Source organism: Variovorax sp. AC103, assembly GCF_979254005.1.
Map to the genome: position 1 here is coordinate 368,908 of NZ_CEEDFC010000003.1, position 15,107 is coordinate 384,014.

General features: G+C 69.8%; 12 protein-coding genes. All 12 read right to left on the reverse strand.

Features of this window, described 5'->3' with window-relative positions; genetic code table 11:
• Positions 1-44 precede the first annotated feature (44 nt).
• The 12 genes from AC0IYU_RS06405 to AC0IYU_RS06460 all read right to left on the reverse strand — a co-directional run bounded on the left by AC0IYU_RS06405 (position 45) and on the right by AC0IYU_RS06460 (position 15,039).
• Positions 45-3,881, reverse strand: coding sequence for a molybdopterin cofactor-binding domain-containing protein (locus tag AC0IYU_RS06405; protein WP_472114255.1), 3,837 nt, complete (start codon positions 3,879-3,881; stop codon positions 45-47).
• On the reverse strand, positions 3,878-4,459 hold the full coding sequence (locus tag AC0IYU_RS06410; RefSeq protein WP_472114258.1) for a (2Fe-2S)-binding protein: 582 nt from the start codon (positions 4,457-4,459) through the stop codon (positions 3,878-3,880). Before AC0IYU_RS06410 ends, AC0IYU_RS06405 begins: the two co-directional genes overlap by 4 nt.
• Positions 4,437-5,597, reverse strand: coding sequence for an ABC transporter substrate-binding protein (locus tag AC0IYU_RS06415; RefSeq protein WP_472114261.1), 1,161 nt, complete (start codon positions 5,595-5,597; stop codon positions 4,437-4,439). The genes AC0IYU_RS06410 and AC0IYU_RS06415 overlap by 23 nt, the downstream gene beginning before the upstream one ends.
• A 56-nt stretch (positions 5,598-5,653) precedes the next feature.
• Positions 5,654-6,379, reverse strand: coding sequence for a bifunctional nicotinamidase/pyrazinamidase (gene pncA, locus AC0IYU_RS06420; protein WP_472114263.1), 726 nt, complete (start codon positions 6,377-6,379; stop codon positions 5,654-5,656).
• A gap of 27 nt (positions 6,380-6,406) precedes the next feature.
• Positions 6,407-7,141 carry an ABC transporter ATP-binding protein gene (locus AC0IYU_RS06425; protein WP_472114265.1) on the reverse strand — a complete coding sequence of 245 codons (735 nt, stop codon included), beginning with the start codon at positions 7,139-7,141 and terminating at the stop codon, positions 6,407-6,409.
• Positions 7,138-7,977, reverse strand: a complete 840-nt coding sequence (locus AC0IYU_RS06430; protein ID WP_472114268.1) for an ABC transporter ATP-binding protein — start codon at positions 7,975-7,977, stop codon at positions 7,138-7,140. The genes AC0IYU_RS06425 and AC0IYU_RS06430 overlap by 4 nt, the downstream gene beginning before the upstream one ends.
• Complete coding sequence (locus tag AC0IYU_RS06435; protein ID WP_435488128.1) at positions 7,974-9,905, reverse strand: ABC transporter permease; 1,932 nt, start codon at positions 9,903-9,905, stop codon at positions 7,974-7,976. Before AC0IYU_RS06435 ends, AC0IYU_RS06430 begins: the two co-directional genes overlap by 4 nt.
• 24 nt (positions 9,906-9,929) lie before the next feature.
• Positions 9,930-11,135 (reverse strand): ABC transporter substrate-binding protein, encoded by a 1,206-nt coding sequence (locus AC0IYU_RS06440; protein WP_472114272.1) that lies wholly within the window; start codon positions 11,133-11,135, stop codon positions 9,930-9,932.
• 79 nt (positions 11,136-11,214) lie between these two features.
• Entirely contained in the window at positions 11,215-11,799 is a 585-nt protein-coding gene (locus AC0IYU_RS06445) for an amino acid synthesis family protein (RefSeq protein ID WP_472114276.1), read from the reverse strand.
• Positions 11,800-11,833: 34 nt separating this feature from the next.
• Complete coding sequence (locus tag AC0IYU_RS06450) at positions 11,834-12,475, reverse strand: amino acid synthesis family protein (RefSeq protein WP_472114278.1); 642 nt, start codon at positions 12,473-12,475, stop codon at positions 11,834-11,836.
• A 21-nt stretch (positions 12,476-12,496) separates the two neighbouring features.
• Positions 12,497-13,414, reverse strand: a complete 918-nt coding sequence (locus tag AC0IYU_RS06455) for a UPF0280 family protein (RefSeq protein WP_472114280.1) — start codon at positions 13,412-13,414, stop codon at positions 12,497-12,499.
• A 2-nt stretch (positions 13,415-13,416) separates the two neighbouring features.
• Complete coding sequence (locus tag AC0IYU_RS06460; protein ID WP_472114283.1) at positions 13,417-15,039, reverse strand: 6-hydroxynicotinate reductase; 1,623 nt, start codon at positions 15,037-15,039, stop codon at positions 13,417-13,419.
• Positions 15,040-15,107 lie beyond the last annotated feature (68 nt).

The window sequence follows — 15,107 nt, forward strand, 5'->3', positions numbered from 1 at the left end:
GGGATGGCCTTCGCCAGCGCTTCTTCTTGCTGCCCGTATCCCGGTCAGTGCCCGGGATCGGCCCGCACGCGCGCCACCTCGGCCGGCAGGTTCTTCCAGGCCGGCTCCTGCGGCGCGAAGCGCGCGCGCATGTAGCCGGCCAGCTCGGCAATCTGCCGGTCGTCGAGCGCCTCGCGGAACGCCGGCATGAAGCCGATGTCGCGCGTCGCGGGCTCGCGCACGCCGTCGAGGATGGTGCGCAGCAGGTTGTCGGGTTTCGCGCTCGTGAGGTTGCTGTTGAGCGCGAGCGGCGTGTTCACGCCCAGCAACGTGGGACCGTTGCCGTCGTGATGGCAGGACGCGCAGGCGCTGTCGAACATGCGCTGCGCGGGGCCGAGCAGCTGGCCTTGCGTGCGTGCGGCGTTGTCCACCACTTGCTGCGCCACGGCCTTCGGGTCGGCGGCCGGTGCGGGGTTGAACGAACCGAGGTACGTGGCCATGGCGCGCACGTCTTCGTCGGGCACCTGTTGCAGCTCGCGCACCACCTCGGCCATCGGCCCGCCGGCCATGCCATGGCCTGGCGCGTGGCCGTGGCGCAGGTAGCGGTACAGCGCGTCGGCGTCCCACGGCACGGCGGACAACGACCGCTGCGTGAGCGCCGGCGCCTCCCAGCCGTCGACCATCGCACCCGACAGGAATGCACTGCCGCCCTGCTCCGCACCCAGGGCATTGCGCGGCGTGTGGCAGGCGCCGCAATGGCCCAGGCCGTTGACGAGGTAGGCCCCGCGGTTCCACTCGGCGCTTTGCGTGGCCACGGGCTGCATCGGCGCGGGGTCGTGGAACAGCGCATTCCAGCCGGCCATCAAGGGCCGCATGCTGAACGGGAACTTGAGCTCGGACCTGGGCGTTTCCGCGCGCACCGCGGGCATCGACATGAAGTACGCGTAGAGCGCCTGCAGGTCGTCGTCGCTGGTCTTGGCGAAGGCCGTGTAGGGGAAGGCGGGGTACAGGTAGTGCCCGTCGCGCGAGACGCCTTCGCGCATCGCGCGCTGGAAGGCGCTGAACGACCAGCGGCCCAGGCCCGTGTCGGCATCGGGCGTGAGGTTGGTGGTGTAGAGCGTGCCGAAGGGCGTGTCCATCGCACGGCCGCCGGCGTTGACGGTGCCGCCGGGCGCGGTGTGGCACACGGCGCAATCGCCCGCCGCGGCGAGCACGCGGCCGCGCTCGATGGTGGACTGGCTGTAGACCGGCGCGGTGAGCGACACGGGCGCGATGGCGGAGCGCCAGCCGAGCAGGCCGGCGATGACGCCGATGCCGCCGACGACGAGTGCAGCGCCCGTGGCCCATACGCCCTTGCGCCGCGGCCAAGGTGCATTGCTCCTTCCCCCGCTGGAGGAAGGCCGGGATGGGGGCACGGTGGCCTCACCGTTCGAACGCCGCAGGCCCCCACCCCCGCCCTCCCCCGGAGGGGGAGGGATCAAACCCCGGTTCAGCTCCGCGAGCACCGTCTCGGGCGTGAACGGCGGCGAGCGGAACCGCACCCCCGTCGCATCGAAAATGGCGTTCGCAATGGCCGCCGTGCCCGGCACCGACGACGACTCGCCCGCCCCCAGAGAAGGCTCGCCGGGCCGGGGCATGTGCATCACCTCGATCACCGGGACTTCGCGGAAATTGATGATCGGGTAGCTGCCCCACTCGCGGCTCGCGACCACGCCCGAGGGCAGCACGCCCGGCAACTGCACGCCGCCTTCCGCTTGCTGCTGCGGCTGCTGCGGCGCGAACTGCACGCGCTCCTTCAACGCCCGGCTCGTGGTCTGGATCACGTTGCCGTGGATCTGGTGCTCGACCCCCGCCGGGTTGATCATCAACCCCGCGTCGTGCCCCACCACCACGCGGCGCACATGCACCTCGCCGGTCTTGCGGTTGACCTCCACGTCGGCCACCCACGCGGCCCACGCCGCGCCGAAACCCGGCCACTTGCTGTGGATGTAGCGCGCATAGGCAAAGCCCTGGCCGAAGAGGATGTCGCCGCCCTCGCCCAGCCCGCCGTCCGCGTGCTCCTGCGGCCCGGTGCGCATGCGCCAGCCGGCCTTCTGCGCCGTGGCCTGCACCAGTTCGACCGCGCGCGGGTCCTGCAGGTGGCGCAGGCGGAACTGCACCGGGTCCACGCCCGCGGCCGTGGCGAGCTCGTCGATGTACGACTCGTGCGCGAACGAGCTCGGCAGCGCCGACACGCCGCGCAGCCACGAGGCGCGCACGATCGGCGCCATGTCGTTCACCTTCACGCGCAGGTTGTCGTAGCTGTAGGGCGGGCGCGCGGTGCGGTCGCCCATCTCGTAGGCCTGCGCCACCGGCTCGATGGTGCGCGTGAGCAGCAGCGCCAGCGTGGGGGCGCCGTTCGACGGGTACGAGGTCTCGAAGTCGTAGGCGGCGACGCGGCCGTCGGCCGTCAGGCCGCCGTCGATCTCCATGAGCTGCGCGGCGCCCTTGGGCTCCCAGGCATGCTCCTGTTCGCGTGTGAGCTGCACGCGCACCGGCGCGCCGACTGCGCGCGCGAGCAGCGCCGCGTCGGCAGCCACGTCGTCGGCGCCGTTGCGGCCGTAGCAGCCCGCGGCCTCCATGCGGACCACGTCGACCTGCACGTCTTGCACGCCCATGAGCTTGGCGAGGTCGGCGCGCAGCACGTGCGGGTTCTGCGAGCCGGCCCAGCAACGAAGGACGATGCCCCCGCTCTCCCCCGCTGCGTGTGGGTCGCTGCCCCCCGGGGGGGCCGCGTTCCGCCTTGGGAGCGGCCCGGCGGCGGAACCCATGCCGCTGCCGTCGTCGGGCAGCCACTCGGCCAGCGCGCACGACGGGCCGATGGACGCATGCATCTGGTACGGCCACACATACGTGCGCTGCATCGGCTGGGCGGCCGAGGCGATCGCGCCATCGACATCGCCCTCGTCGACCAGCAGGCGCTGCGTCGAGGGGTTGTCGCGCAGGGCCTGCGCCACGTCGCTCAGGTCGGGCATGCCGGGCCACGGCTTCCAGGTGACGCGCAGTTCGCGCAGCGCCTGCTCGGCGTGCTCCTCGCGCTCGGCCACGATGCCGACGAAGTCGCGGATGACGACCACGGCGCGGATGCCGGGGATGTGCGCGATGGACGACGCGTCCACCGCTTCGAGCGTGTTGCCGATGAACTCGCCGTGGTCCGCGCCCGCATACGGCGGACGCACCACGCGCCCGTGCAGCATGCCGGGCACGCGCATGTCGTGCACGAAGACGAGCTCGCCGGCCAGCTTGGCCGGAATGTCCACGCGCGCCTGCCGCGTGCCGACCACGCGGTAGTCGGCCGGGTCCTTCGGTGTCGCCGTCGAGTCGAGCCGCAGCACGGTGCGCTGGCCGGCCACGAGCTCGCCATAGCGAACCTGGCGGTCCGGCGCTTCGGTGACGCGCACCACGCCGTTGCGCACCTGCAGTGCCTCGGCGGCCACGCCGAGCCGCTCGGCCGCGCGCGCGAGCAGCCAGGCACGCGCCTGCGCGGCGGCCAGGCGCAACGGCTGCGCATGGATCTGGATCGACGCGCTCGCGATGGTCGCGCCCTGGTTGGGCGCGCGCGCGGTGTCGCCGAGCATCACGCGCACACAGGGCATGCCGAGGTCGAGCTCCTCGGCCACGATCTGCCCGAGCGCGGTCTGGATGCCGGTGCCCAGGTCGACGTGGCCGTTGAGCGCGGAGGCGCTGCCGTCGTCCCACACGGCGAGCAGCACCTCGTCGCCCTCGATGGGGTTGCCTGCGATCAGCGCGGGCTGGCCCTGGGCGGGCGGCGGCGCAGGCGGGGCCTCGCGCACGACGAGCAGCACGCCGTCGGCCGACAGGAATTCGGCGCGGGTTTGCGGCAGATCGGCGCGGCGGGTCATGGGTTGGAAGGGGCGCGCATGCGCACCGCCGCGCGCTGCACCGCATCGAGAATTTCGATGTGCGTGCCGCAACGGCACAGGTTGCCCGACAGCTCGGCGCGGATGCGCGCCTCGCTCGCGTCCGGTTCGCGCGCCAGCAAGGCCGCCGCCTGCATGACCATGCCGTTCAGGCAGTAGCCGCACTGCGCGGCCTGCGCGTCTTCGAACGCGGCCTGCACCGGGTGCCAGGCGCCGCGCCGCGCCGCCGGGCCGCCCCAAGGCGCGGCAGCCCCCTCGGGGGGCAGCGAAGACACGAAAGTGCCGAGCGTGGGGGTCGCATCCCCCAGCCCTTCGAGCGTGGTGATCGCGCGGCCCGCCACGCCGTGCGCGGGAATCACGCAGGCGCGCGCCGCCACGCCGTCGACGTGCACCGTGCACGCGCCGCACTGCCCCAGCCCGCAGCCGTACTTGGGGCCGTTCAGCCCCAGGTCGTTGCGCAGCAGGTGCAGCAGCGAGGCCTCGCGCGGCACGCCCGGCAACGAACAGGCCCGGCCGTTGACCCGCAGCTGCAGCGGCTCAGCGCCGCAACTGGCCGTCACGGGTGTACATCTCCAGGTCCACGAAGGTCGAGCCGTTGTGGTTCTTCGCGCTGTATTCGACGGGGAAGTCGCCCAGGCGCGTGCTGCCGATGCTCTCGAGCCCGGCGATGAAGCTGTCGTGCGTGAGCGCCTTGCCCGCGCGGCGCAGGCCCTCGACCATCACGCGCGCCACGATGTAGCCCTCCAGCGCGGTGTAGCTGTCGATCTTTTCGCCGAACTCCGCGCGGTCGCGCTGGTAGTCGGCCACGATGGGCACGCGCAGCGCCTGGGGCGGCGGCACGATGCTGGCCGTGACCAGGCCTGCGAGCTTGCCGTCGAGCCGCTTGGCGGAGCCGGCCGCGTCGGTGATGCCCACCGACAGCGTGTAAAGCGGCGCACCGCCCGCGCTCGCGCGGTAGTCGCGCATGAACACCTCGACCATGCGCCCCGCCATGATCATCACGACCGCGCCGGGCTTGGCCTCCGCCAGGCCGGCGACCACGGTCTTCGCGTCTTCGGCCGCAATGGCCAGCGGGAAGGTCTTGAGCACCTTCACCTTGTAGTCGGCCGCGAGCTCCTCGCAGGTGACGAGGTTCGACTTGCCGAAGGCGCTGTCCTGGTAGACCACCGCGATCGACTGGATGCCGATGGTCGACAGGTGGCTGATGATCTTGCGCAGCTCCAGGTCGTAGCCCGCGCGCACATGGAACAGGTAGCGGTTGGTCTTGGCGCGGAACGAGCTGGTGCCCACCAGGGGCGCGAACATCGGCACGCCGGCCTTTTCGGCCAGTGGCATCGCGGCCGCGAGGTTGCCGGTGGCCACATAGCCGGTGAGCGCGAAGACCTTGTCCTCGTCGATCAGTTTCGCGGTGTTGACGGCCGTCTTCGCGGGGTCGTAGGCGTCGTCGTAGGTGATGAGTTCGATCTTGCGGCCGTTCACGCCGCCCGCCTTGTTGGCCCGGTCGAAGTACAGCTTGATGCCGGCGCGGTAGTCCACGCCGAAGTCCTTGGCCGGCCCGCTGAACACGGCCGACTGGCCGATGCGGATGGTGGTGTCGCTCACGCCGTTGTCCGCGCGGGCCGTGCGCAGGAGGCCGGGACCGAGGGCCAGGGCTGCGCTGCCCGCCAGCATGGCGCGCCTTGAGATCGAGAGCTTCATGCGTCGGGGGTCTCGCAGTGGGGGTTGGTCGTGCAGGAGGTCGCGAGCGGCTGCGCTCAGGCGGCCTGGATGTCGGCGGACTGGATGCGCTTGACGCCCTTGGCAGCCATCTGCTTCCAAGCCGCGGCCAGCGAGCCGTTGAGGTCGATGCCGCGCGTGGCGTCTTCGATCACGTAGGCGTCGAAGCCGGCTTTGCGCGCGTCCATGGCGGTCCAGGCCACGCAGAAGTCGGTGGCCAGCCCGGTGACGAACACGGTCTTGATGCCGCGCGCCTTCAGGTAGCCGGCCAGGCCCGTGGCCGTCTTGTGGTCGGCTTCCTCGAAGGCCGAGTAGCTGTCCATGTCCTTGTGGAAACCCTTGCGGATGATGAGTTGCGCGGTCGGCACCTTCAGCTCCTTGCCGAGCGCGGCGTCGTCCGTGCCCTGCACGCAGTGGTCGGGCCACAGCACCTGCGTGCCGTAGCTGAGCTTGGTGGTCTCGAAGGGCTTCTTGCCGCTGTAGGTACTGGCGAAGGACGCATGGCCCGCCGTGTGCCAGTCTTGCGTGACCACGATGTTCTCGAATGCCGGCGCGAGCGCGTTGATGACCGGAATGACCTCGTTGCCGCCCTTCACCGCCAGCGTGCCGCCGTCGAGGAAGCAGTTCTGCACGTCGACCACGATCAGCGCGGCCTTGGCGCCGGGCTTGACCTTGCCGGCCGCGAAGGCGTTGAAACCGAAACTGCCGAGGCCGCTGGCCAGCCCGAGGGCGGCGGCGGATTTCACGAGGGTTCTGCGATGCATGGCGTGGACTCCGGGGTTGAAGAAAACTCAGACGCTGAGGTAGGCGCGGCGTACTTCGTCGTTGGCCGCGAGCTCGGCCATCGTGGCCTGGTAGCGGATCTGCCCTTTCTCGAGCACATAGGCCCGGTCGGACACGAGTTCGGCGAAGTGCATGTTCTGCTCGGACAGCAGGATGCTCACGCCCTGCGACTTGAGCTCGAGGATCATGTTGGCCATCTGCTCGACGATCACCGGGGCCACGCCCTCGGAAGGTTCGTCGAGCAGCACCAGGTACGGGTTGCCCATCAGCGTGCGCGCCACGGTCAGCATCTGCTGCTCGCCGCCGCTCATGCGCCCGCCCGGACGGTTGGGCATTTCGCCGAGGTTGGGGAACAGCTTGTACAGGCGCTCGGGCGTCCACAGCGGCGCGTCGGTGCCGTCGGCCCAGCGGCGCGCGGGCTGCTTGCCCACCTCGAGGTTCTCGGTCACGGTGAGGTCGGTGAACACGCGCCGGTCTTCGGGCACGAAGCCCAGGCCCAGCCGCGCGGCCACATGCGGCTCGCTTCTGGAGATGTCGTTGCCCAGGAAGCGCACCGCGCCGCGGCGCTTGGCCAGCATGCCGATCAGCGTCTTCAGCGTGGTCGACTTGCCCGCGCCGTTGCGCCCCATCAGCGCGACCACTTCGCCGCGCCGCACTTCGAGATCGACGTCGTACAGGATCTGCGCGGCGCCATACCAGGCGCACACCGACTTCGCTTCAAGCAACAGTTCTGCGCCGCTCATGCGGTTTCTCCCAGGGCAGCCGACACGGCCGCAGCCTTCTCGGCGATTTTTTCGAATGTCTTGCCGCTGCCGAAGTACACCTCCTGCACCTTCGGGTGGTCGCGGATTTCCAGCGGCTTGCCCTGCGCGATGAGGCGCCCGCGCGCCAGCACGATCATGCGGTCGGCGTACGCGAACACCACGTCCATGCTGTGCTCGGTGAACAGCACGGCCAGGCCGCGCTGGATGACGAGGTCCTTGGTCAGCGCCATGAGCGAGTTGCGCTCCTTGGGCGCCATGCCGGCGGTGGGCTCGTCCATCAGCAGCAGCTTCGGGCTGTTGGCCATGGCGATGGCCAGCTCCACGCGCTTGACGTCGCCGTAGGCCAGCTCGCTGCAGGGGCGGTCGGCCTGGGCCTTCATGCCGACCTGGTCGAGCAGCACCAGCGCCTCGTCGCGCTTGTGGTCCGCCGCGCGGCGCCACATGGAGAACAGCTTGCCGTCGTGCGAGAGCATGGCCATCTGCACGTTCTCGACCACGGTGAGCGAGGCGAAGGTCTCGGCAATCTGGAAGGTGCGGCCCACGCCCATGCGCCAGATGGCACGCGGCTTCTGGCCCACGAGCTCGTGGCCGTCGAACACGATGGAGCCCTGGTCGGCCTTGAGCTGGCCGTTGACCATGTTGAAGGTGGTGGACTTGCCGGCGCCGTTGGGGCCGATGAGCGCGAGCAGTTCGCCGGCGCGCAGCTCGAAGCTGATGCCGTCGACGGCTTTCACGCCGCCGAAGGACTTGCCCAGGTTCTCGACCTTGAGCAGCGGCGCGGTCGGGGTGGTGGTGGAAGTGTGCGGGGTGCTCATGCCTTGGCCTCCTTCACCTCGGCGGCGGCAGGCGCGTCGGCCTTGCCGCGGCGCATCAGCTTGTCGGTCAGTTGCTTGGCGAAACCTGCAATGCCCTGCGGGAACAGCAGCACCAGGATCAGGATGATGGCGCCGAGCGTCGCGCGCCAGTAGTCGGTGTTGCGCGCCACGGTGTCGTGCAGCCAGCTGAAGGTGACGGCGCCCACCACCGGTCCGGCCAGCGTCTGGATGCCGCCCAGCAGCACCATCACCAGGCCGTCGACCGACTTGTCCACGCTCAGGCTCTCGGGCGAGATGCTGCCCTTGGAGAAGGCGTAGAGCGCACCGGCCAGGCCGGCCGCGGTGCCCGCGATGACGAAGGCCGTCCACTGCATGCGCTTGACGTCGATGCCGATGGCGTCGGCGCGCAGCACCGAGTCGCGGCCCGCGCGCAGCGCGTAGCCGAAGGGCGAGAACAGCACGCGGCGCAGCATCAGGATGCCCGCGGCCACTAGCACCAGCGTGAGCCAGTAGTACATGCGCTTGTCCGACAGCCACTCCGAAGGCCACACGCCCGTGAGGCCGTTGCTGCCGCCGGTGAACGAGTCCCACTGGTAGACGACGGCCCAGGTGATCTGCGCGAAGGCCAGCGTGAGCATGGCCAGGTACACGCCCGACAGCCGCACCGCGAACCAGCCGTAGACCAGCGCGCCGGCGGCCGCCACCAGCGGGGCCACGATGAGCGCGGCCTCCATCGGCAGGCCGCTCGCACGCACCAGCAGCGCGGCGCCATAGGCCCCCAGCCCGAAGTACGCGGCATGCCCGAACGAGTGCATGCCGGCCGGGCCCATGATGAAGTGCAGGCTGGCGGCGAACAGCGCGGCGATGAGCAGGTCGATCATCAGCACCGTGGTGTAGGGCGAATCGGCGGTGAGCAGCGGCATGGCCATGAGCACCACGCCGAGCGCGGCGACCAGCCACAGGTAGCCCTTGCTCGCGCGGCGCAGCGGCTCCTCGGCCATGCCCACGTAGCGGCTGGGTGCCTGCGGACGGCCGAACAGGCCCCACGGGCGCCACACCAGCACCACGGCCATCACGATGAAGTCGACCACCAGCGTGAGCTTGGAGAACGACACGCTGTAGCCGAAGATGTCGACCACGCCGAGCCAGATGCACACGGCCTTGATCTCGGACAGCAGCAGGGCCGCCGCATAGGCGCCCGGAATCGAGCCCATGCCGCCCACCACCACGACCACGAAGGCCGCGCCGATGGTGTTGAGGTCCATGGCCAGCGTGGCCGGTTCGCGCGGCAGCTGCAGCGCGCCGCCCAGCCCCGCGAGCATGGCGCCCAGCGCGAACACGGCCGTGAAGAGCCAAGCCTGGTTGACGCCCAGCGCGCTGACCATCTCGCGGTCTTGCGTGGCGGCGCGCACCAGCGTGCCCCAGCGGGTGCGCGTGAGCAGCAGCCACATGAGGCCGAGCACGACCGGGCCGACGACGATCAGGAACAGGTCGTAGGTCGGGAACTGCCGCCCCAGGATTTCGACCGAGCCCGACAGGCCCGGCGCGCGCGGGCCGAGCAGTTCGTCGGGCCCCCACAGGTAGAGCACCGCGTCCTTGATGACGAGCACGAGTGCGAAGGTGGCCAGCAGCTGGAACAGCTCCGGCGATTTGTAGATGCGGCGCAGCAGCACCATCTCGATCAGCGCGCCCAGCACGCCGACCGCGACGGCCGCGATCACCAGCGCCGACCAGAAGCCCACGCCCCCGCCGAGCTTCTCGGCCAGCGTGTACGCGACATAGATGCCGACCATGAAGAAGGAGCCGTGCGCAAAGTTGACGATGCGCGTGACGCCGAAGATCAACGAAAGGCCGGCCCCCACGAGGAACAGCGACGAAGCCGACGACAGCCCGGTGAGGAACTGCAGCAGCAGGGACGAGAGGCTCATGGGTGCAAGCGTTCCGGAAGAGGGTCAGTCTGCGGCGCGCGACTTCTTGACGTCGGCGGCGGTGGGCTGGAACTTGGCGCCGTCGAAGTAGGTGTAGTCGACCATCACGCCCTTGCCGTTGTCGTTCTTCGTCTTGCCGACGAAGGCGCCCATGGTGGACTGGTGGTCTTCGGCGCGGTAGCTGATCTTGCCGAACGGCGTGTCGACCTGCAGGCCCTTGAAGGCGGCCACGAGCTTGGGCGTTTCGGTGCCCTTGGCCTTGGCGATGCCGGCCGCGACCGACTTGATCATGCTGTAGCCGACCACCGAGCCCAGGCGCGGATAGTCCTTGTACTTCTCGTGGTACGCGAGGAAGAAGGCCTTGTGCTCGGGCGTCTGGATGCCGTACCAGGGGTAGCCGGTCACGATCCAGCCGTTGGGCGTTTCGTCCTTCAGCGGGTCGAGGTACTCGGGCTCGCCGGTCAGCACGCTGACGACCGCGCGGTCCTTGAACAGGCCGCGGGTGTTGCCTTCGCGCACGAACTTGGACAGGTCGGCACCGAACAGCACGTTGAAGATGGCGTCGGGCTTGGCGTCGGCCAGGGCCTGCGCCACGGCGCCCGCGTCGACCTTGCCCAGCGGCGGCGCCTGCTCGGCGACGAACTCGACGTCGGGCTGCGCGGCCTTCAGCAGCGACTTGAACGCGGCCACGGCCGACTGGCCGTATTCGTAGTTGGGGTACACGACGGCCCAGCGCTTCTTCTTGAGCTTGACGGCCTCGGGCACGAGCATGGCGGCCTGCATGTAGGTGCCGGGGCGCAGGCGGAAGGTGTATTCGTTGCCGCCCTGCCAGGTCATCTTGTCGGTGAGCGGCTCGCCGGCCAGGAAGAAGATTTTCTTTTGCTTGGCGAAGTCGGCCACGGCCAGGCCGGTGTTCGACAGGAAGGTGCCGGTCAGCACGTCGATCTTCTCGCGCGCCACCAGTTCTTCGGCCACGCGCACGGCGTCACCGGGGTTGGCGTTGTCGTCGCGCGTGATGAGCTCGACCTTGCGGCCGTTCACGCCGCCCTTGGCGTTGATCTCCTCGACGGCCAGCTCCATGCCCTTCTTGTAGGGCTCCAGGAAGGCAGGCTGCGACTTGTAGCTGTTGACCTCGCCGATCTTGATCACGCCCTGCGCATGCGCGGGAACGAGAGCGGTGGTCAGCGTGGCGAGGGCCGCGGCGCTGAAGACGTGACGCAATGGGTTCATGGGGAAACTCCTTGGGATCGAAAGAGAAAGGGAAACGGCGTGAAGGGTGGCGAGAAGATGGAAGCGAGATAACGGCGGCTCAGCGCAGACCGTCTTCGCCCTTGATGTCGCTGGCCTGCAGGCCGCCGATGCGCGGCAGCGGACGGCCGCTGTCGGTGACGGCGACGGCGACCACGATTTCGTTGGCGCGCGGCGCGTCGGACACGCGGGCCTCGATGGCGTCGAAGTGGCTGCGCACGAAGGCGGCGTCTTTATGGCCCAGGGGCACGTCGATGGCGGTGCCCAGCGTGCCCTGCTTCTTGGCCGAAGGCACGAGCGCGGCGCCCTTCTCGACCGCCACGCGCAGCGGCGCGCCGAGCTTGGGATGCAGGATGGCGGCGGCGTGCTCGAGCTCGCCGCGTTCGCCGACGATGGCGGCCTTGCCGTAGCTCTGCGCCTGGCCGGGCTCGATGCCCAGCGCTTTCACGGCCTTCTGGCCGAGCAGCGCGCCGAGCTCTTCGCCGATGGCGATGAGCTCGTCGAGGTTCTCGCTGTAGCGCCCGGCGTAGGGGTTCTCGATGACGGCGATGGCAACGGCGCGGCGCGTGGGCGGCGACACGTCGCGGCCCATTTCCTTGCGGGTTTCGTCGACCTGGATGACGAGCTTGCGGATGTTGGCGGTCATGTTCTGTGAGTTCCTTGTCTTGTCTCTGTACGGGTCAGCGCAGGCCGTCCCACTTGCTGATGTCCTTGGCCAGCAGCCCACCGACGCGTGCGTGGACGCGGTAGCCGGTGCTCATCGCGAGGATGAAGACGATCTCGTCCGCGGCCGGCGCACCGGGCACGCGCACCTCGATGGCGTCGAACTGGCCGCGCACGTAGCTGGCGTTGATGTTGGTCAGCGGCACGTCGAGCGTGGCACCGGGCGCACCGACCTTCTTGGTCGACGGCACGATGGAAAGCGCATTGCCGGGCTGCCCCGTCTTGGCTTCGGCCTTGCCCGCGGTGTACGCGGCGCGATCGCCCTTCCAGCCGAGCAGCTCGCGCATGGCGTAGCCGCCGGGCACGTGCCACAGCGCGCCGTGCTCGAGTTCGCCGTCGGCGCCGACGATGGCGCCCTTGCCGTAGGTGGCGATCTGCTCGAGCTGCACGTCCATGGCGGCGTGCAGCCGGTGCGCCATGTCGACGCCCACGGGGTCGAGCAAGGCCATCATGGGCAGGATGTCGGCCTCGTAGCGGCCGGCGAAGGGATTGGTCAGCACCGCGCCGATGGCACCGCGCACCAGCGGCGTGTCGGCACGCGGACCGAACTCGTGGTGGATGTGCTCGACATGGGTGAAGACGCGACGTATTTCGATCATGAAAAAGAACCTTGCTTTTCGTTAAGCAAATACTGAACCAACTGTCTTTGGCAGCTCTGCCTTGAGCGCCTTGGAGCATAAGGGCTCGACAAGTCGCCACTGCCCCTGACAAACGAGCAGAGCGGCCCACACGAGCCCGCCTTTTTGCAGGACCTTGGCGCAGACCACGCCCGTATCGAGTGCGTCGCGCACCTGCGCGGGGGCCAGCGCGGGCACATCGACGGTCACCAGGGTGTCGCCGAGGTCGCTGTTGTCCTTGCATGCGCTCGCGGGGCGGCGCGCGATGGCCGGGTCGTCCACGTCGACGGCGTTGGCGATCACGGTGGCGGCCGCGTCGGCCTGCGCCGCGGTGGGGGCCAGCACCGTCACGCTGTCGGCGATGCCCAGCGAGAAGCTGCGCCCGCGCCAGCCGCTGGTGGCCACGCCGCGCACCGGTTGGTCCGCCTGCAGTTCGAACTGGCCGTCGGTGGTGAGGATGCCGCCGGCGTCCCCGACGTGGTCGCGCCAGTCGAAGCGAGCGAGGTCGGAAAACACGCCCACGCGCGCCGACTGGCCGGGCGCGAGGTGCAGCGCGATGTCGCCGCCGTTGTTGATCCAGGCGCGCTCGATGCCGGGACGCTGGTAGAAGGCAATGAGCTCCTGCGCCACCGACCCGGCCACGGCCGCCATCGGCGTGATGAAGGTCGGCGAGAACGCGGCGCAGGCGTCCCACATGCGGCGTGCGACCACGCTGCGCGGGCGCAACCTGTCTGTGACGGGCAGGCGCAGCAGCGGCAGCTCGCGCACCAGTTCGTCGAGCACGTGGCCAAAGCGCGCCCACGCCGCGTCGTGCGCGGCCGCGACGGCGTACGGGTCGCCATGCGCCTCGGCCACGATGTCGATCGGGCCGTGGTTGAAGTGCCAGCGGTTCTTGTCGAGCGCCGTGCGTTGGGCAGACATGATCAGCCCAGCATGGGGGCGTGGCCGAGCGGCCACGGGTTGGCATCGTCCATCGCGAGCCATTGGCGTGCGAGCGGCGCGCCGTCTTCCTGCCACGCACCGCGTGCGAGCGCCTGCTCGAGCGGGAAGATGTGTTCCATGTGGCCGCCGAGCGCCTCGTAGTCGTCGCGCCGCATGCTGAACTCGATGGGCGCCACGATGGCCGGCGTGGGCACGGTGCCGAAGCTGTTGTCGGGCATGCGCATGACGTCGGCCATCACGGTGATGCCGCCGCCGGGCCACACATAGGCCGGTGCGCCGCCGCACGTCACGTTGACCAGCGCGCGCTTGATGGCGCGCGTCAGCAGCACCGGGTTCTCGGTGACGCCCGCGCGCAGGCTGCCGCCCGCACCGCCGAGGAACAGCACGGTGCACAGCGATGGTTCGCAGTTCTCGCCGATGCGCTCGACGATACGCCTCACTTCGCTCGGCATGGGTTGTTCGACCGGCTTGAGCGCCTCGTCGAGCACGTACCACTGCGCGTGCTCGCCGGTGGTCGATGTCATGAGCAGCCGCAAGCCCGGGCGCGCAACGCCCTCTTCCCAGCCTTCGATGATCGACAGCGGATCGGCGATGTCGGTGCCGCCCCAGCCGTTGCCCGGGTTGGCCACCTGGAAGTAGCGCCCCGGCGTCGACTTGCGGCCCAGCATCTGGATGCCCGAGGGCGCCATGTCGAGGCAGCGGCCGGCCTGGTGCTCGGTGAGCACGCCGGTGATGTGGTCGTCGACCACCACCACCTCGTCGGCCACGCCCGCGAACTGGCGCGCGAAGATGCCGACCGCGGCCGAGCCGCAGCCCACGCGCATGCGCTGCTCTTCCACGCCGTTGACGACGGGCGCCTTGCCGGCCTGGATGACGAGGGTGGAGCCGCCGTCGATGGTGCACTCCACCGCCTTCTTGTTGCCCAGCAGCTGCATCAGCTCGGCCGTCATGCGGCCCTCTTTCTTGCTGCCGCCGGTGAGGTGGTGCACGCCGCCGAGCGACAGCATCTGCGAGCCGTACTCGGCCGTGGTGACATGGCCCACCACTTCGCCGCGGTAGCGCACGTTGGCCTGCTCGGAGCCGAGGAAGCGGTCGGTGTCGATCTTCACCTTGAAGCTGCAGTAGCTGAAGATGCCTTCGGTGACGACGGTGACCATGTCCACACCCTGCGCCTTGGAGGCCACGATGAAGGGCGCGGGCTTGTAGTCGGGATACGTGGTGGACGAGCCCACGCCGGTGACGAAGACCTCGTCGGCGTGCAGCAGGTCGCCGTTCCAGTCGGGGTCGGCGGTGGCAGCATCCGCATCCGCGGCTTCGACGCCGGAACGATTGAAAGGCACCAGCGCCGGCGCTTCGCTCTGCACGGTGCGCCGCAGCAGCACCACGGGATCGACGCGCACCAGCACGCCCTCCTTGTTGGCGTAGCGGTCGCACGCGCCGGTGCGGCCGTCGGAGATCTGGCACAGCACCGGGCAGGCGTTGCACTCGACCTTGGCCGTGCTCATGCGCTCGTTGCGCAGCGGCGCCTTGCCGAAGGCGCCGGCTTCGGCCGGCACGGGCATGTCCATGCCGGGGAGGCCATCTGTCTTGGTGTGTTCTGTCATCGGGGCGATCTCGTGGGGCGTGTCGGGCATGGGTGAACGACGAATCGGGTGCACGGATCGTTGCAACA